Origin of the sequence: Nitrobacter sp. Nb-311A, from assembly GCF_000152905.1 — a bacterium.
GTDB lineage: Bacteria > Pseudomonadota > Alphaproteobacteria > Rhizobiales > Xanthobacteraceae > Nitrobacter.
The window spans coordinates 1-25,525 of record NZ_AAMY01000002.1 but is presented as its reverse complement, the minus strand read 5'-3'; the positions used below and the strand labels follow the sequence as shown (position 1 = coordinate 25,525).

Here is a 25,525-nt window from a genome sequence, read left to right as displayed (position 1 = left end):
TCGTGTGACAATGGACAAGGTCTCGGACTCGGTCACGAAACTGCAGGCGACGTTCCGCATCACGCTGAACGGCGAGTCCGTCGCCATCGCCACGGTGGGACAGGCCTACGACTTCATCAACCGCCTGAGCACCGCCGAGTGGGTGGAGTTTCGCGCGCTGCACGAGGATGCGTGCGCCGCGCTCGAAGCCGCCGCCGGCAACGCGATGCTGAGCCGCAAGGCGACCGATGCGTTGCGGGCATTGTTCGCACGGACAAAATTGCTGTGAGGGATCGCGGAGGACCGTGATGGCGCGCGCCCCGCCGCCGGATCCAGAAAATGGTGGGCGCACAAGGGATCGAACCTTGGACCTCTCCCGTGTGAAGGGAACGCTCTCCCGCTGAGCTATGCGCCCGGGATCGTCATCTGCCGTGAAGCGGTGTGGGCCCCAGCTTGGCGACGAAGCCGCGATTTAGGAAATGCAGGGCCGGGGTGTCAAGCGGACTTGCACCTGCGGTCCGCGTCAGGACACGTCCATAATTGACGGATGTGACGACGTTCATTGCACCTTGGCCTGGTAAGATGTGTTGGTGAGGGGAGCGCACTCTCCTCGGCCGATCAAAACCGCGATTGAATCGGCACAACACGATGATCCCGCTATTGACTAAATTCCTAGTATCGATCGCGCAGGGTTTTTAATCGTTCCGGGCTCATGGTGCATATCTGACTCGCTTTCCGACATGGGGAAGCGCATACTCTCGCTCATCATTACGAGGGTTGCGGCTTCTAACAGGGCTCGGGAGAGCGCTGCTCGCGCTCCTCCTAAACAGGGAGCAAGCCATGAGGGTGCAACGTGGTTCCACTCAGCCAAAGTCATTGAAAGATCGTTTGGCCGAGTTCGCCGCAGGTGTCCACAAGGCGGCCGACGAACTTTCTCAGAACGCGCGAGGGGATGAGGCGTTGAGGAAACGCCGCCTATCGGACATAGCGGCCCATATCGATCGGTGGGCGAATTCGTCAGGGCTGCAGACGCCGAAGTGAGGTTGTCACGCCTGTTTCATGCCAACGCGCCGGCGAGTTTTGCGCGCTGATGCCTGGCCGACATCCGGTCTTCAGGCCGCCTTTCGCCGGATGACGCCGTGAGGTGGGTGGTCCCGGTGGTCTCAGGGAGATCAAGAAAAAAGCCATTCTCTTTCAAGAATGGCTTGAGGCGAGCCATGGAGGTTATCCGGCCCTGTGTACTGCCGTTACCTTGTTTGCAGCCATACGCGGCAAGGATGGCTCATGTTGGATGATTCGGCTGTGACATGATTAACACAGTTCTTTCTGGTTCCGGCCTTCCAGAGCGCGCGATAATCGGTCGTTCAGCGTCAGGCGCCGCCGCTTTGATCCGGCTATCGTTGCAGGTCGTGAATCCGTTCGCTGGTCTCCCGCGACGCATCCGGAAGCTGCGCACCAGCAGACATCCGGCGTTGGGAAGGGTGCCCCTTCATCGGTGAGGGAAACGACCTATCTTTCCGGCTGTCGGCAAATTGAATCGTCAGGAGGGATGCCATGCTTTACGCACTGTTCGATCACGACAGACGCATCGGCGAATCAGCGGCGACGGAACTGGACGCCTGGAAGAAAGCTCTGCAGGCGGGTCTCATTTCGGATATTCCCGTCGCGGACGAGCAGGGCGGTCAAGTTTTGCCGCCTGGTCTCCACGTCAAGCAGGTGGATGAAGACTGTCGGCCGGGATGAGAGCGAGACCCTGACCTCATGACGGCCTTGCGGCCGGAACAACCGCCCGTCATCGCCGGTATTGCCGCCGCCGGTTTCACGTCCGACGTTCTCCTGGAGCCTTCCGCATCCGCTTGCGGCTCAATAGCCGGGGGTGTCGGAACCAGCACGAAACGCGACCGGGCAGTCCGGACAGCCGAGGAAATATGTCTTGCGTTACAGCATAATATGGGTTTCTTTCGAGCAAAGATATCTTCACGGAGAATAGAGAAATGACGGCTCCATCATCAAAGGGTGTGGCCGAAGACGATCTGCGTCTCGTTGCGCTCTCACTCATTTCCGAGGCGCCCCGTCACGGCTACGACGTCATCCAAACGGTCGAGAAAATGACGGCTGACTGGTTTTTACCCAGTCCCAACGTCGTGCATCCGATGTTGGCCAATCTTGTGGAGGAGCATTGTCTGACCGCATCTGTTGATCCTCCGCGGCTTTTCACCATCACCGACGAAGGTCGCGCCTATCTCGAGCAGCATCGCGATCGCGCCGACGCCGTTCTTAATCGGTTGAAGGCTCTCGGCGAACGTGTCACCCGCTGGCGGCAGGCTCTTGGCTTTGCGGAAAGGCAGAAAGAGGCCGACGCGGATGCTACGGAGGGACTGCTGGATGTCCTTGCCCGTGCGGCCATGCCGAGGAAGTAGCCTCGCGGGGAACGAACGCAGGCCGGCGGCCTCGGCCTCGCTGAAGTGAACGGTTGGTGGGATCCTGACCGCGGCCCTTGGAACACAACGACGTCAGCCTGTTGCGCCTGTTGCATATCCTCGCGGCTTGGCCCGAGGAAGGAATCCGGCTCGCTCTCGCCGTTTCGGTGAGGCGGTGGAAGATTCCAGGTGGAAGATTCCAAAGCATGATCCGATCAAGTTGATCGGACCATGCTTTGGAAATTAGTTCCGAAAACCGGCTTCCACGGGATCATGCTCTAAGCCGCCACGCGACGTGCGGCGATGACTTGGTCGGCGGCGCGGCCGGTGACTTCGGCCATGCGATCGAACTGCCTGGTGAAACTGCCCGCTCCCGCTGTCGCCGACCGCAGCTCGATGATGAGATCGCCGATCTCGGCTTCCGGCATCGTCACCCGTACGCAGTCCCAGCCTGTCCAACCCTCGCGACTGTCGAAACCGAGAATCTGGCCGCGCCGCGCCGACAGGATAGCGTTGACCTTCGCTGTCGCGTCACTCGGGCAAACGATTTCAACCACATCAATCGGCTCCAGCAGCGCGGGCTGGCACTTCGGCAATGCCTCGGTCACCCCGATGCGGGCGGCGGTGCGGAACGCCTGATCCGAGGAGTCGACGCTGTGGTAGGATCCGTCGATCAGCGTGACCTGCACGTCGGTCACCGGAAATCCGAGGGGACCGCGCGCGAGTCCGTCCACCACGCCATCCTCGACCGCGCCGATGTGATTGCGCGGCACCGCGCCGCCGACGATCTTGTCAACAAAGACGAAGCCCGCGCCACGCGAGAGAGGTTGAATCTCCAGCACCACGTCGCCGAACTGGCCATGCCCTCCGGATTGCTTCTTATGGCGTCCGCGCTGGCTGACGGGCTTGCGGATCGTTTCCTGATAGCCGATCGCGGGCGGATGCGACTCCACATTGACGCCGAAGCGATCGTGCAGCCGCTCCAGCGCAACGCGTAGATGCATCTCGCCTTGTCCCCACAGCACGGTGTCGTGTGTCTGCGCATTGTGAACGACGGCGAGCGAGGGGTCTTCCTCGTTGAGTTTGGACAGAGCCTGTCCGAGCTTGACGTCGTCCTTACGGTCGCCGGCGGAAAGCGCCATCGCAAGCACGGGCGGGGCCGGCGCGATGCTGGCCAGCGAGGGCGCTGCGATTCTCGCGGTCGTCAAAGTATCGCCCGTCTTGACGGCCTCGAGCTTGCCCAGCGCCACCACCTCACCGGCGCCCGCCGAGGCGCGCTTCGTCTCCTGCGCACCGGAGGCTGCGAGAATGCCGGAGATCTTTCCTGCTTCGCCCGAGGATGCCTGCACCGTGGCGCCATCGTCGAAACGCCCGGTCAGCACCCGCGCCAGCGACAGCTTGCCGCCGTGCTGAAGGTGGACGGTCTTGAACACGAAGGCCAACGCCTCTTTGCTCCCGGCCACGCCCATGCGCTTCGCGGTCCCGCCGATGTCGGGCGCTTCGTGGCGTAGCGCCTTCATCAACCGCAACACGCCGTTCTCGCGCGCAGCCGAGCCGAGCAATACGGGACAAATCTGGCCTTCGCGCAGTTCACGAGCGAGATCGTCGAACACCGCATCCCGCGGCGGCGCGATATCCTCCAGCAGTTGCTCCATCAGCACGTCGTCGTGATCGGCGAGTTTTTCCAACATCGAGAACCGCGCTTCCTTCTCGCGGTCGAGATCGCCGCCGTCCAGTTGGACAATTTCGGAGGCCGTATGTTCGTGGTAGATAAAGGCGCGCTCCAGCGCGAGATCTACAAATCCAGCGATCAAATCGCCGTTCCAGATCGGAATCTGGCGCAGCACCAGCGGAGTTCGCGACGCCGCCTGCAACGCTGCCAGGGTTTCGCGAACGCCTTTGTTCGCCTTGTCGATCTTGTTGAGGAACAGAAACCGGGGAATGTTCAAGTCTTCCAGCTCACGCAGGATGATCTGCAACTGCGGCAGCTTGCGCTCGTCCGCCTCGCACACGACCACCGCCGCATCGACCGCGGGCATCGTCGCACGCATGTCGTGGGCGAATTCGACCGAACCCGGACAATCGATAAAAGTATAGGTTTCGCCCATGAAGCAGGTGGTGGCCGGAGTGAGTCCGACTCCCATTTTGTGCTGGCGGGCTTCGGCGCTGGCGTCGCCGACGCTTGTTCCTTGATCGACGCTGCCTGCTTTGGGAATTGCGCCCGTTCGGGCAAGGATGGCTTCGAGAAGTGTGGTTTTACCGCTCTGGAACGGGCCCACCAGCGCAATGCACCGCGGACCCGACGCGTGAGTGCCTTGAGGAACCCGTTGGGGACTTCTGAGGTCTTGTCCCATTGCCGCCTCCTGGTCTGGAAGTCGGCCCATGATTGGGTCGGCGATCGCAATGCTCCTCCCGCGGGCGGAATTTGGCAAGCAGGAAAACGCGTCGGACGGCCGCGCCGATGGTCAGGTGAACCGGCTAGCCGGGGCAGCCGGGAGAACGACGGACTCGGCGAAGCCTGTTAGCGGCCCGGACGCAACTCAAGCGCAGCGAGACCCGCCGCCACGTTAAGGCCGACCTGACCCTGTATGCTGAGCGGTTGCAGGGCGATCGAATTGGCGGAGCCGCCGATCAGAACGTTGCCGCCAAGACCAACGCCGACCGAAGCGCTGCCTTGTGCGCCCGCATAGTCGCCCGATAGATCGCCAGGTCCCAGCCGCGCCACCGGCGCGTAAACTCCCTAGGCCAGCGCCGATTCCTGGGTGATGCCGAGATCGACGCCAACCTTGCGGATCGTGGCCACATAGCGGTCGTCCGGCAGGCCGTTAACATGAAACACGCAGCCAAGGTGGGTGACGGAGCCGACGACAAACCCGACGCTCGCTCCGCCGCGGCATTCGAGAACGCCGACCTTGACGCGTTGCGCGGGCTGCTGCGCATCAGCGCCCGCGAACGAGGCGATCAGCGCCGCCGCCACAAGGGCCAGAACTGGAAAACCGCGCATGGCAAAACTCCGGATCAAATTTAGGAGTGGAGGGGCGGTCCCTTTGGCTCGTCACAACGGATGCATTTTATCGCCGCTTGCCACCCACCGGATGCGCGCCTCGTGGTCATGATGACCTATAGCGTTTTCGAGCGAAGTGGAATCCGGTTCGCGTGGAGAAAACGCGTCAAATCAAAAAGCCAGAGTCTTTTTACCGTTTCCGTGAAGCGGTGAAAGACTCTAGAGAGTCTGTTTCAACTGCGTTGAATCAGACTTGTCGCTTATCTTTTTGTTTGAGCACGATCTTTTCCGAAAACTGGTTTCCACTTTGCGCTGGCGCGGCCCTTCGGATCGGGATCATGCTCTAGTTGAGTTTGGCGCGCACTTCGCTGACGCCGTTGGCGAGCAGCTCGTCGGCAAGCTGGCCCTTCACCGACTTTGACAGGATCGAGGAGGCGGCAGCGACAGCGGCGTCGGCGGCGGCCGCGCGGACATCCGCGATGGCCTGGGCTTCTGCCGAGGCGATCTTGCCTTCCGCACTCTTAGTGCGACGCGCGACGAAATCCTCCATCTTGGCCTTTGCTTCGGCCGCGATGCGCTCGGCTTCGGCTTTGGCCGAGGCGATAATGTCCTGCGCCTCGCGCTCGGCGCTCGCATGGCGGGCTTTGTAGTCGGCAAGCAGTTTTGCTGCGTCATCCTTCAGGCGGCGCGCGTCGTCGAGTTCGCCCTTGATGCGCGCGCTGCGGCGATCAAGCGCCGACAGCACGGTGCGATGTACTCCCACATAGGCGAAGACGCCCATCAGGATCAGGAAGGCTATGGCAACCCAGGTTTCCGGTTCGGCAAACATGGTCTCGTCATCCCTTCATCAAGGATTCGACGGCGACGTCGACGAGTTTGGAGTCGGGCGTTGCGCCGGTCAGTTGTTGCACGATCGCCGTTGCGGCATCGCTTGCGATGCCGCGGACATTACTCATCGCCGCCGCGCGCGTTGAGGCGATGGTCTTCTCGGCGTCGGCGAGCTTGACGGACAAACGTTCCTCGAGCGCCTTGCGTTCGGCATCTGCCGCCGCGTTCAGCTTCTCGCGGGTCTCGTTGCCGATCGCCTGCGCCCGCGTCCGCGCGGCTGCAAGTTCGGCCTCGTAAGCTTTCAATGCGCTGTCGGATTCGTCCTTCAGCTTTTGCGCCTGTGCGAGGTCGCCATCGATCGTGTCCTGGCGGTCATCGATGGTTTTGCGGACGCGCGGCAAGGCCAATCGCGATGAGATCAGATAGAGCGCAACGAACGCGATCGTCAGCGATACCAGCTGGGACGCGAAGGTGTCCTTCTGGAACGGCGGGAACGGGGCCTTGTGGCCGCCGTCGGCTTCGGTGTGGGCCGTCGCGCCCTGTGCGTTGCCATGACTTTCAGCCACGGGCTTCTCCTCTGCGGTTGATCGAGACTTGTTTCCAGGTCCCGTCAGCCGGTCAGTGATCTTAAAGTGCGAACAGCAATAGCAGGGCGATCAGCAGCGAAAAGATGCCGAGCGCTTCCGTCACCGCGAAGCCGAAGATCAGGTTGCCGAACTGACCCTGAGCGGCCGAGGGATTGCGTACCGCCGCGGCGAGATAGTTGCCGAAGATGATACCCACGCCGGCGCCGGCGCCACCCATGCCGATGCAGGCAATACCAGCGCCAATGTACTTCGCGGCAATCGGATCCATGAAACAACTCCTTGCTGAGGCTTGTGAGAGTGATTGTGAAAGATGTGGAACCGGTCCTTAGTGACCGGGATGAATCGCATCGTTGATGTAGATGCAGGTGAGGATCGTGAAAACGTAGGCTTGAAGGAATGCGACCAGCAGTTCAAGCGCGGTGAGCGCCACCACCAGCGCCAGCGGCAACGCGGCGCCGAAAACGCCGACGATTCCCATGGCGCCCAGCATCGTGACGAAGCTCGCGAACACTTTCAGCGTGATGTGGCCGGCCAGCATGTTGGCGAACAGACGCACGCTGTGTGAGACCGGCCGCGACAGGAACGAGATCACCTCGATCGCCACCACCAGCGGCAGGATCACCACCGGAATGCCGGACGGCACGAACAGTTTGAAGAATTTCAGACCGTTTTTGTAAAAGCCGTAGATCAGCACCGTGAAGAAGACGAGGAATGCCAGCGCGGCGGTGACGATGATGTGGCTTGAGATCGTGAAAGTGTAGGGGATGATGCCAACCAGATTGGAGACGGTCACCAGCATGAAGATCGAGAACACGAAGGGGAAGAACTTCATGCCGTCCTTGCCGGCGGTGGTGCGTATGGTGTCGGCGACGAATTCGTAGCTGATCTCGGCGATCGATTGCATGCGCCCGGGCACGAGCTTGCGCCCGGTGCCCAGCATCAAAAGCGACGTCAGGGCCACGGCGAGCAGCATGTAGGCGGAGGAATTGGTGAAGGCGATTTCCTGACCGCCGATATGGCCAATCGTGAAGATTGGCTCGATGTTGAACTGGTGGATCGGGTCCATCATCCGCGTGCAACTCTCGGTCTGCCGGCGAGCCGGCGTTCAAGCAACTCAGTCGTCCCGACGGCTATGCGTCATCGGTCTGTCTGCTCGGGAATCACGCCCGCCGACCGCATCACGTTGATCACGCCAGCCGCGAAGCCAAGCAGGAAAAACACGATCAGCCCCCAGGGTGAGGTCGACAGCAAGCGGTCAAATCCCCAGCCGATCACCGCTCCGACAACGACACCCGCGATCAATTCGGAGGAGAGGCGGAAACCACGCGCCATCGCCGAGGCTCTGGCAGCTCCGTTCCCGCTTCCATCACCGGATTGGTCAGTCTCGTTCTTGCGGTGTCCTTGACGTTCGGACAGCCGCTGATTGAGATTTCCGAGCCGTTCGGAAAGCGCAGCTTCGTCAGGAGCCGAATGCTCGCGATCTCCGTGCCCGCTGCTGTTTTTGTCCGTGCCGTCAGCCATGCTCTCGACACCCGACACAACGCCGCGATCTTAAGGAAATAACGCCCGTTACCCTCAGAAGCCGCGCGGACCATACTGACGGCCAAAGGTCAAGTCAAGATTGTGCCGTGATGGACTACATCATTGAACTCGCTGGCTTTATTTTGGAAAATCAAAACAGCTGCGCCGAGTTGCCGCGCTGCGAAAGCGGTCTTCACGAAGGGGCGGGGATGTTTAGCGTCGCTGGCCGTCCGCAACACAAAAAGCTGGTGGTTCGGAGGGGATACTCCGAAGGTCGTCTGACGCGGTGCTGCCAATCTTGTATTTCAGGCCCGGACGCCTTGAAGCGACGGGAACAGCGCATCGTCCGCGATCGTGTAAGTTGATGTGATCAATAGCACAATCTTGTTTTTCGCCTGCTGTCGCGGCGACAGGGTGGTTGAGAGGTGGACGCGTATCGAATAGAGCCGACGCGTTGAAATCGGATGGTGGACGCTATAGGTCGAAGTTACGGAGCGCCCGCTCGGATGAAGCGGATTCGGTCTCGACGGAGCAGAGCATGTACGCGGCGACATCGCTCGGACTGTTGCGGATTTTCGCAATCACCACGCTGCTCTTTTGCCTGGCTGTGCCGGTGCTTGCGCAGGAGTCGGAAAAAGGGCGCTTTACGCTCGTGCCGATGAGCGGCGGCTTTGTCAGGCTGGACACGCGTACCGGCGTTGTTTCCCATTGCGAGGACAAGGGCTCGGGTTGGGCCTGCTACGCATTGCCTGAAGAGCATGCCGCGCTGGATAAGGAAATCGGCCGGTTGCTGGCGGAGAACGAAAAATTGAAGGCGCAACTCGCTGCGCGCGAGCCGGCCGGCAATACTCAAAAGGATTCGCTCAAACAACAGGCGCCGGGGTCCGGTGAGCCCGGGCCGGCTGCGCCAAAGGCTGATGGACGAAAATCCGCCGATGCCAACCGCAACAGCATCCAGATTCCATTGCCGAATGATCGCGATCTCGACCGCTTGATGTCATTTGTCGAGCGCGCATGGCGGCGGCTAATCGAGATTGCGGGGCGGGTCCAGCGCGATACCTCGGGAATATGATCCGGATCCGCTGAAAACATTCGACTCGAATTTTGGTCTGCCGCCGCGGTTCGCCGAGGAAGCCATGCGGCCGATGAGCGGTGGCGATCACGATGGATTTGCCGACCCGAACGAATCAGATTATACACGTATAAGTTGTGGTACTCGCCTTTCGCTATCGCGCTTTCTCGTGAGGCGTGTCCTCGGGGTGGACCGAGGATGAATGCCGGTTCGTACAGAAAACGCGTCAGGTCAAAAAAAGTGAGACTTCACCGAAGCCGGTGAGGGACTCAGTAAGGAAGCCGCGAATGGGAAAGCTTCTGTCCTTTGTGCCGGATGTTCCGGTTTTTGTCGTCGACGATGATGTGTCGGTACGTGAAACGCTGGTCCTCCTTTTGAAAATCGAGGGATATGCCGCGCAAGGTTTTGGCGACGGCGCTTCATTCCTTGAGGCGGTGCGTAGCGCGCCTCCCGCCTGTATCATTCTCGACCTGCATCTTCCCGGTGAATCGGGATTTCATGTCCTGCGCAGGCTGGCCGACGAAAAAATTGTCTCGCCAATCCTCGTGATCTCGGGCGCGGCCGACATCGCGATGGCTGTCGCGGTCATGAAATACGGCGCGCTCGATTTTCTGGAGAAGCCGTTTTCCTCCGATGCCATCATCGACCGTGTTCGTGCCGCGGTGAAGATGTGGCGAGAGACCCGAGGGAGCGAGAGCGACGGCCTCGCCAATTTCCCCGGCCGCCATTTGCTGACCTGCCGGGAGCGCGAGGTTCTGTCTCAGGTGGCCAGGGGCGCCTCGAACAAGGAGGTGGGGAGAAAACTTGGGATCAGTCCGCGCACGGTCGAGGTTCATCGCGCGCGGATCATGGACAAGCTCGGCGCGAAGAACACTGCCGATCTGATCCGGATCGTGTTCTCAGAGGCGGGCGCATGGCGGCGGCTTTCCGCTTCCTGAACCTCTACGCTTCTAAGACGGGATCGGAAGCGACGCTATGTGACTTTGGTCTGACGCGATCCCGTCACGCGAACCGGTGTCCACTTCGCTCGAAAACGCTCTAAAGTGGACCGCTCGTTACTCGGCTGCCATGGACTTCGCTTGCAGCGGCAGATCGAGACGCTCCCACACCTGAAGCAGCGCTTCAGCCAGCTGATCGATCAGCGCGTCGTCGTGGTAAGGCGACGGCGTGATCCGCAGCCGCTCCATTCCCTTGGCGACGGTCGGATAGTTGATCGGCTGGATATAGATGTTGTGGTCGTGCAGCAGCATATCAGAGGCCTGCTTGCAGCGCTCGGGGTCCCCGACGAAAATCGGAACGATGTGCGTCGAACTTACCATCACCGGCAGGCCGGCTGCGATCAGGCTCGCTTTGGTGCGCGCTGCCCGCTCCTGATGGCGTTCACGTTCCCAGGATGATGATTTGAGATGCCGGATTGCGGCGGTCGCTGCGGAGCAGATCGCCGGCGGCAACGAGGTGGTGAAAATGAAGCCCGGCGCATAGGATCGCACGGCGTCAATGACCTCGGAATTGCCGGCGATGTAGCCGCCGAGGCAACCGAAAGCCTTGGCGAGCGTGCCTTCGAGAACGTCGATGCGGTGCATGACGCCTTCGCGCTCCGCGATGCCGCCACCGCGTGGCCCATACATGCCGACGGCGTGCACCTCGTCGACATAGGTCATGGCGCCGTAGCGCTCGGCGAGATCGCAGATCTTCGAAAGCGGCGCGACATCGCCATCCATCGAATACAGGCTTTCGCAGGCGATCAGCTTCGGACGATCCGGGGCGGCGGCGCGAAGCAGCTCCTCGAGATGGGCCAGATCATTGTGGCGGAAGACCACGCGTTCGCAGCCGGACTGCCGGATGCCTTCGATCATCGAATTGTGGTTGAGCGCGTCAGAGAGGATCAGGCAGTTCGGAATCAGCTTTGCGAGCGTCGAAATGCCGGTCTGGTTCGAGACGTAACCGGACGTGAACACGAGCGCCGCCGGCTTGCCGTGCAGGTCGGCGAGTTCCTGTTCGAGCTGGACCAAAGGATGGTGGTTTCCCGCGATATTGCGGGTGCCACCGGCGCCGGTGCCGATACGGGTCGCGGTCTCGACCATGGCGCCAACCACCTTCGGATGCTGACCCATGCCGAGATAGTCGTTGGAACACCAGATGATGACGTTGCGCGGCCCTTTGGGAGTATGCAGGGTGGCGTAAGGGAACCGGCCGGCGATGCGCTCGAGATCCGCGAAAACACGGTAGCGCCGCTCGTCATGAAGGCGATCCAGCGCGTTACTGAAGAACTTGCTATAATCCATGACTACATCCGGATGAAAGCCCGGGACGCCGGACCGATCAAACCCTTTTTAGAGCTTTTCCAGCGGCGCTGTCGAGCCGGAATCCGCAAAAGCGCCGGCTTGAGGGTTAAAAATCGCCATTAATTTTTGCTCTGGCACAAATGGTCCCTATGGCGTTTTCGAGGCGGAGCGTGTCCCCGGGCTTGACCGGGGATGTAATGACCCGCTTCGGGGAGACGGCTCCGGTCGGGCAACCCTGCAACCGGGCGTCCATTCGCGCCATGGCGGCGAGCGGACAACCGCGTGTTACTCCACGACCGGCGGTTCCCGATCAGATCAGCGAGGTGGCGGGCGCCTTCGCACCGTCCAGCGGCGACGTCATGCCGAGGCGGTCGAGCAACGCCGCGTCGCGCACGGTCTGCGGATTCTTCGTGGTGAGGAGAAGGTCGCCAATGAAAATGGAGTTGGCGCCGGCCACGAAGCACAAAGCTTGCAGTTCATCGGTCATGTATTGCCGGCCCGCCGACAGCCGCACCACGCTCTTCGGCATCATGATCCGCGCGACCGCGATCATGCGGACCAGCGCGATCGGATCCGGTCGCTCGGCTGTGTCGTTGACCGGCACCGCCCGGACCTCGTTCCACAGGTTGATGGGAACGCTTTCGGGATGCGCCGGCAGATTCGCCAGCAGCAGCAGCATGCCGAGGCGGTCGCCGACCTGCTCTCCCATGCCGATGATGCCGCCGCAGCAGACCTTCAGCCCGGCCTCGCGTGCATGGGCGAGCGTGTCGATGCGATCCTGCATCGTGCGGGTGGTGATGATCTTGCCGTAGAATTCGGGCGAGGTATCGACATTGTGGTTGTAGAAATCGAGGCCGGCCTGCTGCAACCGCCGGGCCTGCTCGGGCGTCAGCATTCCCAGCGTCGCGCAGGTCTCCATGCCGAGCGCCTTGACGGCGCCGATCATGTCGCAGACCCGGTCGAGATCCCTGTCCTTCGGATGACGCCAGGCCGCCGCCATGCAGAACCGGCCGGCGCCGGCCTCCTTGGCCCGCCGGGCGGTTTCAAGGACCGCGTCCCTGTCCATCAGCTTGGTGGCTTTCACCCCTGCATCGTAATGCGCGCTTTGCGCACAGTATCCGCAATCTTCCGGGCAGCCGCCGGTCTTGATGCTGAGCAGACTCGCGGTCTCGACGCGGTTGGGATCGAAATGGCGGCGATGGATGGTCTGCGCCTGAAAGAGCAGATCCGGGAACGGGAGATCATAGAGTGTCTCGGCTTCAGGCCGCGTCCAGTCGTGGCGGGGCCGCGCGATCGAATCGGGGCTACTGTCGAACGAAACCGAAACTGAGTCCATGGCGCGCGATTCCCGTGTGTCACATCATGCCGAATCGGTCTTTGAACCGGTCTGCCGCTCGGGCACAGATACCATGTGCGGGAGCGAATCGCGAATGATGTCAAGCCGCTATAGCGTTTTCGAGCGAAGTGGAAACCGGTTCGCGTGAAGAAAACGCGTCAAAATAACAATCTAGAGCTTCGCTTCTGATTCAATCAGAAGCGATAATACTCTAAAGCAAGAAAGGCCGGCACTTGATGCCGGCCTTTCTCTATTTCAGAACCGTGAGGTTCGGAAGTTATCAGTATCCCGGCGCCATCGGGGCAACCGGAGCACCCCAGTTGAAGCGGTAGTTCAGGCCGACCTTGACGGTGTGCTGGTCGTTGCGGAAGTTAGCAACAACGGGGGCGACCAGGTTCACAGTGCCGAGATCGTAGTACTGGTACTCGACCTTGCCAGACCAATTCTGGGTGAACAGGTATTCCAGGCCGCCACCCACGGTATAGCCGTCGCGTCCGCCGTTGCCTCCGAAGCCGTTGGTGAAGCGCGAATCAGCCCAGCCGTAGCCGCCCTTGACGTACAGCAGCGCCGGACCCCAAGTGTATCCGAGCCGGCCGGTCACCGAGCCGAGGCCACGGTTAGCAAAGAAGCTTCCGGTGTCGAGGAAGCTGTAGTTGGCCTCCAAGCCGAACACCCAGTTCGGCGAGAACTGCGTGTCGTAGCCGACCTGCACACCGCCCATGAACACGCCGTCGTTGTTGTTGAAGGCAACACCGGGTGCGAAGATGTTATTCGCGCCGCCGAAGGCACCACCGATGTGACCACCGAGATAGAAACCGGTCCAGTTATAGATCGGCGCGGGCGGCGCATAGGGCGGAGCTTTGGTGTAGGGGCGCGCCGCGAGATCAGCGGCCTGTGCCGGTGCGATCGCGGCCAAGCCGACAATGGCTACAGAAGCGAGCAGAATCTTTTTCATTTCGTTCTCCAGGAAATTCGTGTTCCGAGCAGCCGTTGGTCGGCCCCGTCATTTGGACCCTAAATCGATTTGCTGAAAAAAGCTGTCACTGAGACGCCACACTCTGAAACGTTCGCAATCCGTTGAAACGTTCGCAATCCGTTGAAGTGGCAGGGAACTTTGTATGCTTAATGCCGCCCTAATAAAAACCAAATGGGGCCTTAATTTTCCCCCCTTCACGCCAATTTTGATCACGCGTTGACGTTTTTCACGGCGAATCTCGATCCGCAACCATGCGAATCGCCTTTGCGGTTCGCGGTGCCGGGTCGTTCGTGCTCTTCAGGGAAATGCTCTTCAGGAAAATGGTGCTGCCGGACAGGATTGAACTGTCGACCTCTCCATTACCAATGGAGTGCTCTACCACTGAGCTACGGCAGCAAGCCGTAACGCGGGAAAATCGTCCTTCAAGGGACTCGCACGGCGGCCGATCCTTGCCACAAGGCTGGAAGGCGCGCAAGTTGAGGCCCCTTCCCGGGGCGGCATCACCCGGAATCGGGTGCGCCGGCCAGCGATTCGCTTTTCAACGCGGACGAATCGCGCCGGGGAAGGCTGTGTTGCGGCCGCCGCGTCGCATGTCTATTGAGATCGAGGTGCCGGCTCCCCTCGGATCGCGGAGCGGGCGTATCCGGACCCCCGGACGGAAATGACCATGATCGACAAACGCGACACCGGCCGCGACGCGGAGAACGGAGGACGCCGGATGCGGCTGAGGGCGGCGCTGCGCGAAAATCTCAAACGGCGTAAATCGCAAGCCCGCGGACGAGCCGATCAAGCCGCTTCCACGGAAGACATTGAACCGGACCATCGGGATGAATGACGACGAAGCCACTCGCCCTCCGCGGCGCGGCAGGCCCGGACGGAACGCGGCTTGCGCGCGTCCCGCCGGCAGGCTGTAAGCTCCTCACCACGCCCTGATCGTGATGCTTTCGGGCGCGGGGTGATTTGTCTTAAGTATTTCAACAGAAAACGGGAATTGGTATGGATCGCATTCGCATTGTCGGCGGCAACAGGCTCAACGGCACCATTCCGATTTCCGGCGCAAAGAACGCGGCGCTGCCTTTGATGATCGCTGCGCTGCTGACCGAGGAGACGCTGATTCTCGACAATGTGCCGCGGCTCGCCGACGTCGCGCAGTTGCAGCGCATCCTCGGCAACCACGGCGTCGACATCATGTCGGCGGGCAAGCGTTCCGGCGATCACGAATATCAGGGCCAGACCCTGCACATTTCGGCCGCCAACATCATCGATACCACCGCTCCGTACGAACTGGTCTCGAGGATGCGGGCAAGCTTCTGGGTGATCGCACCGCTCCTTGCGCGGATGCGTGAGGCGAGGGTGTCGCTGCCCGGCGGCTGCGCCATCGGCACCCGTCCGGTCGATCTCCTGATCATGGCGCTGGAAAAGCTGGGCGCCAGGATTGCCATCGATGGCGGCTATGTGATTGCCAGCGCGCCCGGCGGCCTGACCGGCGCCGAAGTGGAATTTCCAAAGGTGACCGTCAGCGGTACCCACGTCGCATTGATGGCGGCGACGCTGGCGAAAGGCACCACGATCATCACCAACGCGGCCTGCGAGCCGGAGATCGCCGACGTCGCCGACTGTCTCAATAAAATGGGCGCACGCATTTCCGGGGCGGGCACGCCGCGGATCCTCATCGAGGGCGTCGGCGGGCTCGGCGGCGCACGCCACACCGTGCTGCCCGACCGGATCGAGACCGGCACTTATGCGATGGCGGTGGCGATGACCGGCGGCGAGGTGCTGCTGCGCGGCGCGCGGCCGGAGCTGTTGCAGGCGGCGCTCGACGTGCTGACCGAGGCGGGCGCTGTCATCACGCCGAACAACGAGGGCATTCGCGTCGCGCGCAACGGCGCCGGCATCAATCCGGTCACGGTTTCCACCGCGCCGTTTCCCGGATTTCCGACCGACCTTCAGGCGCAATTCATGGCGTTGATGACGCGCGCCAAGGGGGCGTCCCACATCACCGAGACGATCTTCGAAAACCGCTTCATGCACGTGCAGGAGCTGGCGCGGTTCGGTGCGCGCATTCATCTGGACGGTGAAACCGCCACCATCGATGGCATCGAAACGCTGCGCGGCGCGCCGGTGATGGCGACGGATTTGCGAGCGTCGGTGTCGCTGGTGATTGCGGGACTCGCCGCCGAAGGCGAGACCATCGTCAATCGTGTCTATCATCTCGACCGCGGCTTCGAGCATCTTGAGAAAAAACTATCGTCGTGCGGCGCCTTCATCGAACGGATCAGCGAACGGTGATCCGCGCGACTGAATCAGACGTGAGTTGTCTCAAAGGGTTGACGGCGATTTGAGGCCGCGCCATTGAGCCCGTGTCCCTGAGCCGGTCTCCTTGTGACCCGTGACTTCGTTCCACACCTGCCGGAACCATTCCCATGCCGATCCGCATCGATAGCCGCAACGCCGATTTCGCCTCGCGCTTCAAGGCGTTTCTCGCGACCAAGCGCGAGGTCGCGGCCGATATCGAGGCTGCCACCCGCGCCATCGTCGGCGACGTGGCGGCGCGGGGTGATGCGGCGCTGATCGAGGCGACGCACAAATTCGACCGGCTTGCGGTTGATGCCGCGGGACTGCGCTTCACGGCCGCCGAGATCGACGCCGCGGTGGAAGCGTGCGACGCAGCGACGCTGGACGCGCTGAAACTGGCGCGCGACCGGATCGAGATTTTTCACCGCCGCCAACTGCCGAAGGACGACCGTTTCACCGACGCCCTCGGCGTCGAACTCGGCGCGCGCTGGACCGCGATCGAGGCGGTCGGACTTTACGTGCCCGGCGGCTCGGCGGCCTATCCGTCGTCGGTGCTGATGAACGCGGTGCCGGCCAATGTCGCCGGCGTGGCGCGCGTGGTCATGGTGGTGCCCTCGCCGGAGGGCAGGATCAATCCCCTGGTGCTGGCCGCGGCGCGGCTTGGCGGCGTTTCCGAAATCTATCGCGTCGGCGGCGCCCAGGCGGTCGCTGCTCTTGCCTACGGCACCGCGACCATTGCGCCGGTGGCCAAGATCGTCGGGCCCGGCAATGCCTATGTCGCCGCCGCCAAGCGTCAGGTATTCGGCAAGGTCGGCATCGACATGATCGCCGGTCCTTCGGAAGTGCTCGTCATCGCCGACGATACCGGCAATGCGAACTGGATCGCCGCCGATCTGCTGGCGCAGGCCGAACACGACGCCAACGCGCAGTCGATCCTGATCACCGACAGCGAGGCGCTCGCCGCCGATGTCGAGCGCGCGGTGGAGGCGCAACTCGCAACCCTGCCGAGGGCCGAGATCGCGCGCGCTTCATGGGCGGACTTCGGCGCCGTCATTCTGGTGAAGAGCCTCGATGAAGCGGTGGCGCTGGCGGATTCGATCGCGGCGGAACATCTGGAGATCATGACCGCCGATCCCGAAAGCCTCGCGGCGCGGATCCGCAATGCCGGCGCGATCTTTCTCGGGCCGCATACGCCGGAAGCGATCGGCGATTACGTCGGCGGCTCCAATCACGTCCTGCCGACGGCGCGCTCGGCGCGATTCTCGTCGGGCCTTGGCGTGCTTGACTTCATGAAGCGGACATCGATCCTGAAATGCGGGCCGGACCAGTTACGGGCGCTGGGGCCGGCGGCTATGACGCTGGGCAAGGCCGAGGGTCTCGACGCCCATGCCCGCTCGGTCGGAGTCCGCCTCAATCCGCAATGAAAAAGGTCCCGGCCAAGGATGATTCTCGCAACCGTATCGTGGCGGTCACGCTCGACGAGGATTCGATCGGGCGCTCGGGACCGGATATCGAACACGAGCGGGCGATCGCGATCTACGATCTCGTCGAGAAGAATCTGTTCGCACCGGAAGGCGCGGAAGGCGGTCCGTTCACGCTGCACATCGCGATCACCGGCAACCGCCTGATGTTCGATATCAGGCGCGAAGACGGCGCGCCGGTTGTGACACACCTGTTGTCGCTGACTCCGTTCCGGCGGATCGTGAAAGATTACTTCATGATCTGCGACAGCTACTATCAGGCGATCCGGACCGCGACGCCCGACAAGATCGAGGCGATCGACATGGGCCGGCGCGGCATCCACGATGAAGGTTCGCGCACGCTGCAAGAGCGGCTGAACGGCAAGGTCCGCGTCGACTTCGACACCGCGCGGCGCCTGTTCACGCTGATCTCCGTTCTGCACTGGAAGGGATAGCGCATGATCCGAATGGTGGACCGTCTGTCGCTGTCGCGGTGCATGCGGGATGGCTGCGCGGAGCGCGCGCGCGAAACGAAAGCGGCCTGAGCGCATGGCCGCGCCTGCGCGCGTGGATAATCCCCAGTCGGTGCTGTTCGCCTGCGCGCATAACAGCGTGCGCTCGCCGATGGCGGCGAGCCTGTTGCAGCATATGTTTCCGCGAACGCTGTATGTGAGGTCCGCAGGCGTTCGCACCGGCGAGCTCGATCCGTTCGCCGTTGCGGTGATGGCGGAATTGGGTCAGGACATTTCGAAGCACCGGCCGATGACGTTCGAAGAAGTCGAGGACTGGGAAGGTCTCAACTTCGATCTCATCATCACGCTGTCACCGGAAGCCCATCACAAGGCGCTGGAACTGACGCGGACAATCGCAGCCGATGTGGAATACTGGCCGACGCCGGACGCCACCAGCATCGAGGGCAGCCGCGAGCAGCGTATGCAGGCCTATCGCGACGTCTGCGACGGATTGCTGTCACGTATCCGCAAGCGCTTTGCGCGGGGCGGCGCAAGACCCAAGGAATAATTCACGAGAACGGAGCCGGTTGAGTCAAAGATCCCCGCGGCTCGTCAGCTCAACGTCCCCGGTTTTCCGTCCCATGCGGGATACCCGCCGCCACGCATGCGGATTTTATCTGCAAGTCTGATACCGGATCCCGCTACTCAACTCGCTTTCGGGCTGAGACGGCTGCGGTTCTCGGGCGCTTGGCATGGAGCAGGTGATCGCGCGTGGCCACGCGATTCGCTTTTCTTTTCAGGGCGGTCTTCTTTGCGCCCGATGCCGCTTGCTTGGAGCCGCGATTATGCTTCGCATATTCCTCACCGTCGATCGGTGCGACATGGGGTGGATCCCTGTCGAGATAGGGGCGTCCGATTCCGAATTCCTTTCCGTGCGCGTCGATCCACTTCCAAAACTTTTCCGAGGACGCATGTCGCTGGTTGCGCGTCCTGCCCTCGACACTCACGACATCGGCCGCGAGCCCATGGCCGTAGCCGCCGCGCAAGCTGCCGCCATGATACGACCGGTTGCTCGCCGCCTTGAGGCCGCTTGCGATCGACTGACGGTAGTCGTCACGAAATCCGCTGGTGATGCCGGGCGAAAGGCCCGCCGCCTCCGCCGCATGAAGCATGCGAAACAATTTCAGCCTGAAAACTCGGTCCATGCCGCCGATCACATAGTCCATCATCGACATGCCGGCGCGTTCCGCCGCCTTGGGATCCTTCCATCCGAAATCCTGATCGACAAGCTTGGTGAAAGCTTTGGAAACGGTCACCGTCTTTCTCTTACCCTTTACCTTCCGCTTGACGATGACCTGCCTCCGCTCAAGCTTTTTAATGGTGTCCTCCTTGGGAGTCCGTTGATAAAGCGCCCACAAATATCGATCGATGCAGATGTCCACGACTTCGCACTCGCCGACAATCTCGATGGGCTTCGTGGCCTTGTTGGCATCGACAGGTTCGATATCGGACGGGTCCGCGCTTGCGATTTGCACAGGCGCGGGTTCGGTGGACGGCATCGGTGCGTGAGCAACATCCGCGACCGACAGTTCGGTCTTCGCTTCATGAGATGTCGCATGAGATGCCGAAGAGGCTTGCAGATCATTTTGACTCAGATCGCGACGAGACATAGAACTCGGCTGCGACGCCGTCGCCAACGCCGGCGGAGCGGGGGGAAGGGGCATGCTGATGCTGATGGAGGGCGCCGCGCCCGTGGTCTGCTGTGTCCCTGATCCGGTCGCAAGCAGACCGAAAATTCCCGTCGCGAAAACCACCCATAGCAACGCGGGCGTGAGCGTTGAAAGTTGTTGCGGGTTCATCGGGCCAGCCTCATCGGAACGGAATTACATAGCCGAGGATGTGGACGCGATGATTGTTCCGGCAAAAAAATAGCCGCGCAATGGCGTAACCGGGCGGACCGCGTCCTTTTTCTCCGACGTGTTGCCTGTGCGCAACTGAAGGCGAACGCTTGCTGTCCGTTTTGTGCCAATTTCACCTGCGACCATGCTTGTTCCTTACGAGTCGGATATGTGCGTGAGGTTGGTCAAGGCCGCAAACACATGCTGCGACGGGGGATGGAATTGTGAATCGATTAAAGTTGGCGCGATCTGCCGTCGCAATGAGCCATTGGGGGCGTTCGGCCGTTGTGATGTTCGCGGCGATCGCCACGTTGATCTCACCGATTGCCGAAGCCGCAGCGAAACAGGCGCGCCGCGCGCAACCCGCTGAAACGACGGCGCCGCGCGAGGCAGGCGAGCCGATCATGGCAATCGTATCGATCAAGAGCCAGCAGGTCACGTTCTATGACGCCGAGGGCTGGATCCTGCGCGCGCCGGTATCGACCGGCATCAAGGGACGCGAGACGCCGGCCGGCGTTTTCGCCATCGTCGAGAAGGACAAGGACCACCACTCGACCATGTATGACGATGCCTGGATGCCGAACATGCTGCGCATCACATGGAACGGCCTCGCATTGCATGGCGGGCCACTGCCCGGCCATGCGGCCTCACACGGCTGCGTGCGAATGCCCTATGGCTTTGCGGAGAAGCTGTTCGACAAGACGCGGATCGGAATGCGCGTGATCATCTCGCCTGTCGATGCGGCTCCGGTCAATTTTTCTCATCCGACGCTATCGCTCATCGTGCCGAACGCGGACATCGTCGCAAATGCTCCGGCGAATGCCGAGAGGCTCGCCCGCGAAGCCGCGGAGGCTGCCAAGGCGGCCGATGAGGCCAAAAAGACCGCGGCCGCGGCAGCCCGCGAGTCTGCACCGCTCGCAGCGTCTCTACGCAAGCTGGAGCGATCCAAAGCCCGGGCCGGCGCCGCGCTCCTATCCGCCGACAGGGCGCTGGCCGCGGCCAAGACCGATCAAGCCAGGGCAAAGGCCGAGGACCGTAAGCAAAAGGCCGTTGCCAAAGCGGCGGAGCTGGACACCCTGTTAGAAACAGCCAAGGCCGACGCGAAATCAAAGCTCGACGCAGCCAGCATCGCAAAGGAAGCGGCCAGGACGGCGCAGACAAAAAAAGGCGACATCGCCAAGGCGGCGCTCGATGCGAAGCTCGCGATCGAGCCGTTCTCGATCTACATCAGCCGCGCGACGCAAATGCTTTACGTTCGGCGCAATACACATAAGCCGGCACCGGACGGAGGTGGCGAGGTGTTCGACGCGACGATCGAGGTCCCGGTCACGATCCGCGATCCCGGCAAACCACTCGGCACGCATGTGTTCACGGCGGTGGCGCGGAACGATGGGAGTTTGCGCTGGACCGCTGTCACGATCGAGAACGGGGATGACGCCAAAAACGCGCTCGACCGCATCACCATCCCGAAGGAAGTCCTCGATCGCATCGCGCCGGCCGCATTGCCGCGATCCTCGATCGTCGTCTCCGACGAGCCGCTGAGCAAAGAGACCAACTATCGCACGGAGTTTGTTGCAGTGCTGAGCGACCAGCCGCAGGGCGGCTTCATCACGCGCAAGCCGAGCCAGGTCCTCGTGGCGGACGACGGCGGCTGGAGCAACGGTAGCCCGCAGGCAGACGACGGCTTCGGCTTCTTTTTTCAGCGCAGTCCTATTCCCCGACCGAGCAATACGCGCAGGGGCGGCGGTCAGTTCTTCCCGATGCAAGGGGGCTGGTGGTAGGATTCGCCGCCGTAGCGTCGCTCAATTGCATCTATTTCCGAACGTGCTTGCTGTCTTGATCGTTTCAATGCTCCGCCCTTCGAGCCTTCTTTCGCTGCTCGTTCGGCGACCGGAAACTTAGGTCAACGGATGCCCGCCCCCAAGGCGGGCGGTCGGTTGTAGGGTACGTCGGCCAACTTCGCGAACCCCGCGCCCGCGCCCGCGCCCGCGCCTGCGTCGGCTGTCGACGCTCCCCGGGGCCATGATGGTGATGATGATCTGGCAGGCTGGGGGGGCCGGAGGTTGCGTGCTTTTGGGCGATCCGCGCCCTTGACTGGCGCACCGGAAGGTCCTTGCGCGAGGTCTTGGGCCGAGCGGAAGTCGCCCAGACCAGGGCGTATCCCGCACCCTCCCGGAACGAGAACGCAATGCCAACGTTATTGGGGCGGCCGGAAGATATGTGACTGCACGCGTCGAGTGTTTGTCCTGGGCGTCGCGCTGGGCCATTGGATTGATCTGCCGCAGTCGAAGTCCGGCCCGATGTCAATGCGAGACGCCAAATCTGTAGGAGTTTGCAATGCGAAAAAAAGTGTTGGCCATCCTGAGTGGCGTGGCAATCGTCGCATCGACTCTCGCGCTAGCCCCGAATGAGGCGGTGGCACAGAGAGGAGGAGGCTTTAGGGGTGGCGGCGGATTTGGCGGCGGTGGTTTCCGGGGCGGCGGATTCGGCGGTGGTGGATTCAGGGCTGGAATGCCTGGAGGTTTTAGAGGCGGATTCGGCGGTGGTGGATTCAGAGCTGGAATGCCCGGAGGTTTTAGAGGCGGGTTCGCCGGCGGCGGGTTCAGGCGCGCGGGCTGGGGAGGTGGACACTGGAGAGGTGGACGCTGGGGAGGTGGACGCTGGGGATGGCGGGCCGGAGGAGGACGCTGGGGATGGCGGCGCGGCTGGGGATGGGGCTTTCCTGTTGCGGCCGGGTTAATTGGCTGGGGATGGGGCTATCCGTATGGTGGTTGGGGATGGGGCTATCCTTATGGGGGCTATAACGGTTGTTGGGGGTGGGGCGGGTACCAGTGGAACGGCTGCTACCAGCCCTATGCTTGGTGATGTAGAGCTTAGAGAGTCGGCGGGTATGGAAGTTTAGCCACGGGTTGGCGCGAGGCGTTGACCATCCAAGCTCAGCGGGCCCGCCGGCTCACGCTGTCTGAACTTGGGATGCCCTTGATGGGGCGTTCCCGCTGCGCCGGTCAGCGCTAGATGTTCAATCCCGGCATTTGATGGATTGGATTGATGATGAATCGGTCCGGTTCTGAAGTCCCTTGTTTGCAGATGAACTCGTAAGGGGTAAGGCCCTTCAGCGTCTTGAGCCTTCGGCCGAAGTTGTCGGCGTCGATGAAATCCCGAAGGCGCCGGCGCGACTGGTCGTGACTGTCGTCGTGAAAACGCTTGACGGTTGCTTCCTTGATCGTTCGGTTCAAGCGTTCTCGCGGCAGCGCATATATCGCGCGGCCGGCCCGTTGGCGTAGCGCGGCGGATAGCGGAACTGGATACCGTTGTCGGTGAGCAGGGTGTGGATCTTGTAAGGAGTTCACACGACGAAGCTGTCGGTTGAGCTCGGGCAGTTACGTAGGGGATTTGAACAAGGTGGTGCGTAGACAATATAGCTGGCAAAGGATTTATGTGCGCCTCTAAACGAGACATGAGCGCTGGTACTGTCTCTGAATCCTCGCCTACGCCGAACTTGGGATGAGGCTCGCGATCGTCATCCCTTGCCCTTGACCCTGAAGACGACCGGCAGCGTAAAGCTCAATCCTTCGTCCGCGATCAGCGGCGGCGGCGGGGGCACAGGGTCTGAGCGGTGCACCATGGCGAGTGCGGCCTGGTCGAAGACGGGATCGCCCGATCCCTTCACAATATTCACCGACACGACATGGCCGAGGCGATCGAGCACGAAGTTAATGAGAATCTTGGCGTTCTTCTGGGTGTGCTCCGGCGGATAACGCTTGTGCTTGTCGAGGTGGGCGACCAGTTCTTTCTGCCAGGTGGCCCGGATTCGGCGCGCGCTGGCGCCGGTGCCTTGCTGCGGCGCCACCGAACGCTCCGATTCCTGTGCGTTTTCAACGCTCGGCATCGCGGTTGCTTCAGAAGCCGCCGATTCCTGCGAGGCCGAGGTCTGCTTCTCCGCCTTCTCAGGGTCCTCTTCGACCGGCTTTTTTGACTCGTTCTCGGTGACGATCCGGTCCGGATCATCGGTCTCCGTCGGCGTGTCCTTGGGCAGATCGGTTTCCTTCTCGACCGCCTTCTGTTCGGCAAGCGCGGGCGAGGCCGTCGACGCGTCGGTGTCTGGCCCGGGCGGAAGGTCGGTCGCCTCGCGGCGCGGCGAGGATAGATCGAGTCCGATCTCGATCGCCGGCGCGCCAAGATCCTCGGCCGACTCATCCGTTTGCATCTGGGCTACCGCCAGCGCCACGCAGCCGAGGTGGATGGCAAGCGCGGCGGCCGCTGACAAAACCCAAAGACGCGGGACGGCGCTGGCTCTACGACGATCTCAGACATGGTTCAGGGCTTTGCGTTAGCCGCGGCAGGAACCGATTGGGCGTCCGGAACCCCCTCGAGCGCGACCAGCTTGATTTTGGTGAAGCCGCCCGCGCGCAGGATCTCCAGCACGTCCATCAGGTCGCCGTAAGGCACCGCACGATCCGCGCGCAGGAAGATGAAACTGTCCTTGGTCATGTTCGGCGTGCTGTCCAACGTCCGCACCAGATCGACCCGCTTGACCATCGTCTCGCCGATGGCGACGGCAAGGTCGGCCTTGATGCTGACATAGGTCGGCTTGTCGGGCTTCTTCTGCGGTGTCGCGCTCGACGTCGGCAGGTTGACCGGAAGATCGACGGTCGACAGCGGCGCGGCCACCATGAAGATGATCAGAAGAACCAGAATGACGTCGATGAACGGCGTGACATTGATATCGTGCGCTTCAGCGTAATCCTCGTCGTCGTCGAAGCCGCCTTCTGCAATCGATGCGCCCATTGATCTACTCCGCCGCGCGCGAACTGATGGCCCCGCCATGGGTGCGGTCCAGATCGCGCGACAGCAACCGGCCGGCCGATCCCGACGCCCGGCTGACGAGTTCGATATAGCCTTTCGTCACCCGTGCGAAGTGATTGTAAATGATGACGGCCGGAATCGCCGCGACGAGACCCAGCGCAGTCGCGAGCAGGGCTTCGGCGATGCCAGGCGCCACCACCGCGAGGTTGGTGGTCTGCGCCTTCGAAATCCCGATGAAGCTGTTCATGATGCCCCACACGGTGCCGAACAGGCCGACGAAAGGCGATGTCGCGCCGATGGTCGCAAGCAGCCCCATGCCGAGCCGAACCCGCCGGGATTCAGCGCGGACGATTTCGGCGAAGCTCGACGCCGCTCTCTCCTTGATGCCGGCGTCGCTGGAAATGCCGGCCGAGAGCCGCGCCTCGTGCATCGCCGAAGCCAGCAATGACGCCAGCACGCCGTCCCTTGCGCCGAGCGCCATTTGCGCCTCCGCCAGCGACCGCGATTCGCTGATCTCCCTCAGCGCCGTGCCGAGATTGCGCCGCGCAAGCGACAGCTCCACCATTTTCGCGATGCAGATCGTCCACGTCACCAGCGAGGCAAACG

Annotated in this window: 26 protein-coding genes, 2 tRNA genes and 2 pseudogenes; 12 read left to right on the top strand and 18 right to left on the bottom strand. The window is 62.0% G+C overall.

The genetic code is table 11. From position 1 onward, the window contains the following. The first annotated feature begins 10 nt into the window (after positions 1–10). Positions 11–268 carry a hypothetical protein gene (locus NB311A_RS00145; protein WP_009796350.1) on the top strand — a complete coding sequence of 86 codons (258 nt, stop codon included), beginning with the start codon at positions 11–13 and terminating at the stop codon, positions 266–268. Between the two features lie 51 nt (positions 269–319). Here NB311A_RS00145 and NB311A_RS00140 read toward each other — a convergent pair. Continuing rightward, a tRNA-Val gene (locus NB311A_RS00140) sits at positions 320–394 on the bottom strand. Positions 395–1,036: 642 nt separating this feature from the next. After that, positions 1,037–1,198: a hypothetical protein gene (locus NB311A_RS21655; RefSeq protein WP_009796348.1), complete on the bottom strand. Its 162-nt coding sequence runs from the start codon at positions 1,196–1,198 to the stop codon at positions 1,037–1,039. A gap of 335 nt (positions 1,199–1,533) precedes the next feature. On the opposite strand from NB311A_RS21655, the gene NB311A_RS00130 reads away from it, so the two are divergent. Together NB311A_RS00130 and NB311A_RS00125 are read left to right on the top strand one after the other, a co-directional pair. Beyond that, positions 1,534–1,722 carry a hypothetical protein gene (locus NB311A_RS00130; RefSeq protein ID WP_009796347.1) on the top strand — a complete coding sequence of 63 codons (189 nt, stop codon included), beginning with the start codon at positions 1,534–1,536 and terminating at the stop codon, positions 1,720–1,722. Between the two features lie 251 nt (positions 1,723–1,973). Next, a complete protein-coding gene (locus NB311A_RS00125; RefSeq protein WP_009796346.1) occupies positions 1,974–2,399 on the top strand; it encodes a PadR family transcriptional regulator in 426 nt (141 codons plus the stop codon). A 278-nt stretch (positions 2,400–2,677) separates the two neighbouring features. Here the strand turns inward: NB311A_RS00125 and NB311A_RS00120 are convergent, their stop codons facing one another. From NB311A_RS00120 to NB311A_RS00090, 7 genes and pseudogenes are all read right to left on the bottom strand, one after another. Further along, positions 2,678–4,753, bottom strand: a complete 2,076-nt coding sequence (locus NB311A_RS00120; protein WP_040673692.1) for an elongation factor G — start codon at positions 4,751–4,753, stop codon at positions 2,678–2,680. A 167-nt stretch (positions 4,754–4,920) separates the two neighbouring features. Continuing rightward, positions 4,921–5,403, bottom strand: a pseudogene (locus tag NB311A_RS00115) (DUF992 domain-containing protein). A gap of 343 nt (positions 5,404–5,746) precedes the next feature. Continuing rightward, complete coding sequence (locus tag NB311A_RS00110) at positions 5,747–6,232, bottom strand: F0F1 ATP synthase subunit B (RefSeq protein WP_009796342.1); 486 nt, start codon at positions 6,230–6,232, stop codon at positions 5,747–5,749. Positions 6,233–6,239: 7 nt separating this feature from the next. Further along, positions 6,240–6,797, bottom strand: a complete 558-nt coding sequence (locus tag NB311A_RS00105; protein WP_009796341.1) for a F0F1 ATP synthase subunit B' — start codon at positions 6,795–6,797, stop codon at positions 6,240–6,242. Positions 6,798–6,858: 61 nt separating this feature from the next. Then, entirely contained in the window at positions 6,859–7,086 is a 228-nt protein-coding gene (locus NB311A_RS00100; protein ID WP_009796340.1) for a F0F1 ATP synthase subunit C, read from the bottom strand. 57 nt (positions 7,087–7,143) lie between these two features. Continuing rightward, positions 7,144–7,887, bottom strand: a complete 744-nt coding sequence (locus NB311A_RS00095) for a F0F1 ATP synthase subunit A (RefSeq protein WP_009796339.1) — start codon at positions 7,885–7,887, stop codon at positions 7,144–7,146. A 68-nt stretch (positions 7,888–7,955) separates the two neighbouring features. After that, positions 7,956–8,339 (bottom strand): AtpZ/AtpI family protein, encoded by a 384-nt coding sequence (locus tag NB311A_RS00090; protein WP_009796338.1) that lies wholly within the window; start codon positions 8,337–8,339, stop codon positions 7,956–7,958. Positions 8,340–8,449: 110 nt separating this feature from the next. Between NB311A_RS00090 and NB311A_RS21480 the strand changes: the two genes are divergently transcribed. From NB311A_RS21480 to NB311A_RS00080, 3 genes are all read left to right on the top strand, one after another. Next, positions 8,450–8,704: a hypothetical protein gene (locus tag NB311A_RS21480; RefSeq protein WP_131522858.1), complete on the top strand. Its 255-nt coding sequence runs from the start codon at positions 8,450–8,452 to the stop codon at positions 8,702–8,704. A 173-nt stretch (positions 8,705–8,877) separates the two neighbouring features. Next, positions 8,878–9,411 (top strand): hypothetical protein, encoded by a 534-nt coding sequence (locus NB311A_RS00085; protein WP_009796337.1) that lies wholly within the window; start codon positions 8,878–8,880, stop codon positions 9,409–9,411. Between the two features lie 287 nt (positions 9,412–9,698). Continuing rightward, positions 9,699–10,349, top strand: coding sequence for a response regulator transcription factor (locus NB311A_RS00080; RefSeq protein ID WP_009796336.1), 651 nt, complete (start codon positions 9,699–9,701; stop codon positions 10,347–10,349). A 117-nt stretch (positions 10,350–10,466) separates the two neighbouring features. Here the strand turns inward: NB311A_RS00080 and hemA are convergent, their stop codons facing one another. The 4 genes from hemA to NB311A_RS00060 form a co-directional block, all read right to left on the bottom strand. Continuing rightward, entirely contained in the window at positions 10,467–11,696 is a 1,230-nt protein-coding gene (hemA, locus tag NB311A_RS00075; RefSeq protein WP_009796335.1) for a 5-aminolevulinate synthase, read from the bottom strand. A 310-nt stretch (positions 11,697–12,006) separates the two neighbouring features. Further along, complete coding sequence (gene bioB / locus NB311A_RS00070; RefSeq protein WP_009796334.1) at positions 12,007–13,032, bottom strand: biotin synthase BioB; 1,026 nt, start codon at positions 13,030–13,032, stop codon at positions 12,007–12,009. A gap of 280 nt (positions 13,033–13,312) precedes the next feature. After that, positions 13,313–13,987 (bottom strand): outer membrane protein, encoded by a 675-nt coding sequence (locus NB311A_RS00065; protein WP_009796333.1) that lies wholly within the window; start codon positions 13,985–13,987, stop codon positions 13,313–13,315. A gap of 342 nt (positions 13,988–14,329) precedes the next feature. Continuing rightward, positions 14,330–14,404: transfer RNA gene (locus tag NB311A_RS00060), tRNA-Thr, on the bottom strand. Between the two features lie 271 nt (positions 14,405–14,675). Here NB311A_RS00060 and NB311A_RS21650 point away from each other — a divergent pair. The 5 genes from NB311A_RS21650 to NB311A_RS00040 all read left to right on the top strand — a co-directional run bounded on the left by NB311A_RS21650 (position 14,676) and on the right by NB311A_RS00040 (position 18,783). Beyond that, positions 14,676–14,843: a hypothetical protein gene (locus NB311A_RS21650; RefSeq protein ID WP_165475198.1), complete on the top strand. Its 168-nt coding sequence runs from the start codon at positions 14,676–14,678 to the stop codon at positions 14,841–14,843. Positions 14,844–15,004: 161 nt separating this feature from the next. Next, positions 15,005–16,297: a UDP-N-acetylglucosamine 1-carboxyvinyltransferase gene (murA, locus tag NB311A_RS00055; RefSeq protein WP_009796331.1), complete on the top strand. Its 1,293-nt coding sequence runs from the start codon at positions 15,005–15,007 to the stop codon at positions 16,295–16,297. Between the two features lie 134 nt (positions 16,298–16,431). Then, entirely contained in the window at positions 16,432–17,727 is a 1,296-nt protein-coding gene (gene hisD, locus NB311A_RS00050; protein WP_009796330.1) for a histidinol dehydrogenase, read from the top strand. Further along, on the top strand, positions 17,724–18,218 hold the full coding sequence (locus NB311A_RS00045) for a UPF0262 family protein (protein ID WP_009796329.1): 495 nt from the start codon (positions 17,724–17,726) through the stop codon (positions 18,216–18,218). The genes hisD and NB311A_RS00045 overlap by 4 nt, the downstream gene beginning before the upstream one ends. A 94-nt stretch (positions 18,219–18,312) precedes the next feature. Further along, on the top strand, positions 18,313–18,783 hold the full coding sequence (locus NB311A_RS00040; RefSeq protein ID WP_040673691.1) for a low molecular weight phosphatase family protein: 471 nt from the start codon (positions 18,313–18,315) through the stop codon (positions 18,781–18,783). Between the two features lie 133 nt (positions 18,784–18,916). On the opposite strand, the gene NB311A_RS00035 is transcribed toward NB311A_RS00040, so the two are convergent. Beyond that, positions 18,917–20,074, bottom strand: a complete 1,158-nt coding sequence (locus NB311A_RS00035) for a D-alanyl-D-alanine carboxypeptidase family protein (RefSeq protein WP_009796327.1) — start codon at positions 20,072–20,074, stop codon at positions 18,917–18,919. 260 nt (positions 20,075–20,334) lie between these two features. Here NB311A_RS00035 and NB311A_RS00030 point away from each other — a divergent pair, with 260 nt between their 5' ends. After that, the gene (locus NB311A_RS00030; protein ID WP_040673649.1) at positions 20,335–21,894 is read left to right on the top strand and encodes a L,D-transpeptidase; all 1,560 of its coding nucleotides are present in this window, start codon (positions 20,335–20,337) and stop codon (positions 21,892–21,894) included. Positions 21,895–23,124: 1,230 nt separating this feature from the next. Here the strand turns inward: NB311A_RS00030 and NB311A_RS00020 are convergent. The 4 genes and pseudogenes from NB311A_RS00020 to exbB all read right to left on the bottom strand — a co-directional run. Continuing rightward, a pseudogene (locus NB311A_RS00020) lies at positions 23,125–23,355 on the bottom strand (IS481 family transposase); the annotation flags it as partial. 278 nt (positions 23,356–23,633) lie between these two features. Beyond that, a complete protein-coding gene (locus tag NB311A_RS00015; RefSeq protein WP_009796323.1) occupies positions 23,634–24,380 on the bottom strand; it encodes an energy transducer TonB in 747 nt (248 codons plus the stop codon). A gap of 50 nt (positions 24,381–24,430) precedes the next feature. Beyond that, complete coding sequence (gene exbD / locus NB311A_RS00010) at positions 24,431–24,901, bottom strand: TonB system transport protein ExbD (RefSeq protein ID WP_009796322.1); 471 nt, start codon at positions 24,899–24,901, stop codon at positions 24,431–24,433. 4 nt (positions 24,902–24,905) lie between these two features. After that, positions 24,906–25,525: tonB-system energizer ExbB (exbB, locus tag NB311A_RS00005; protein WP_009796321.1), on the bottom strand; the 620-nt coding region annotated here is incomplete at its 5' end.

Coding starts and splice junctions, on each gene's coding strand:
- NB311A_RS00145 (WP_009796350.1), top strand. CDS start 11: ATGGACAAGGTCTCGGACTCGGTCACGAAACTGCAGGCGACGTTCCGC.
- NB311A_RS21655 (WP_009796348.1), bottom strand. CDS start 1,198: ATGGCTCGCCTCAAGCCATTCTTGAAAGAGAATGGCTTTTTTCTTGAT.
- NB311A_RS00130 (WP_009796347.1), top strand. CDS start 1,534: ATGCTTTACGCACTGTTCGATCACGACAGACGCATCGGCGAATCAGCG.
- NB311A_RS00125 (WP_009796346.1), top strand. CDS start 1,974: ATGACGGCTCCATCATCAAAGGGTGTGGCCGAAGACGATCTGCGTCTC.
- NB311A_RS00120 (WP_040673692.1), bottom strand. CDS start 4,753: ATGGGACAAGACCTCAGAAGTCCCCAACGGGTTCCTCAAGGCACTCAC.
- NB311A_RS00110 (WP_009796342.1), bottom strand. CDS start 6,232: ATGTTTGCCGAACCGGAAACCTGGGTTGCCATAGCCTTCCTGATCCTG.
- NB311A_RS00100 (WP_009796340.1), bottom strand. CDS start 7,086: ATGGATCCGATTGCCGCGAAGTACATTGGCGCTGGTATTGCCTGCATC.
- NB311A_RS00095 (WP_009796339.1), bottom strand. CDS start 7,887: ATGATGGACCCGATCCACCAGTTCAACATCGAGCCAATCTTCACGATT.
- NB311A_RS00090 (WP_009796338.1), bottom strand. CDS start 8,339: ATGGCTGACGGCACGGACAAAAACAGCAGCGGGCACGGAGATCGCGAG.
- NB311A_RS21480 (WP_131522858.1), top strand. CDS start 8,450: ATGGACTACATCATTGAACTCGCTGGCTTTATTTTGGAAAATCAAAAC.
- NB311A_RS00085 (WP_009796337.1), top strand. CDS start 8,878: ATGTACGCGGCGACATCGCTCGGACTGTTGCGGATTTTCGCAATCACC.
- NB311A_RS00080 (WP_009796336.1), top strand. CDS start 9,699: ATGGGAAAGCTTCTGTCCTTTGTGCCGGATGTTCCGGTTTTTGTCGTC.
- hemA (WP_009796335.1), bottom strand. CDS start 11,696: ATGGATTATAGCAAGTTCTTCAGTAACGCGCTGGATCGCCTTCATGAC.
- bioB (WP_009796334.1), bottom strand. CDS start 13,032: ATGGACTCAGTTTCGGTTTCGTTCGACAGTAGCCCCGATTCGATCGCG.
- NB311A_RS00065 (WP_009796333.1), bottom strand. CDS start 13,987: ATGAAAAAGATTCTGCTCGCTTCTGTAGCCATTGTCGGCTTGGCCGCG.
- NB311A_RS21650 (WP_165475198.1), top strand. CDS start 14,676: ATGATCGACAAACGCGACACCGGCCGCGACGCGGAGAACGGAGGACGC.
- murA (WP_009796331.1), top strand. CDS start 15,005: ATGGATCGCATTCGCATTGTCGGCGGCAACAGGCTCAACGGCACCATT.
- hisD (WP_009796330.1), top strand. CDS start 16,432: ATGCCGATCCGCATCGATAGCCGCAACGCCGATTTCGCCTCGCGCTTC.
- NB311A_RS00045 (WP_009796329.1), top strand. CDS start 17,724: ATGAAAAAGGTCCCGGCCAAGGATGATTCTCGCAACCGTATCGTGGCG.
- NB311A_RS00040 (WP_040673691.1), top strand. CDS start 18,313: ATGGCCGCGCCTGCGCGCGTGGATAATCCCCAGTCGGTGCTGTTCGCC.
- NB311A_RS00035 (WP_009796327.1), bottom strand. CDS start 20,074: ATGAACCCGCAACAACTTTCAACGCTCACGCCCGCGTTGCTATGGGTG.
- exbD (WP_009796322.1), bottom strand. CDS start 24,901: ATGGGCGCATCGATTGCAGAAGGCGGCTTCGACGACGACGAGGATTAC.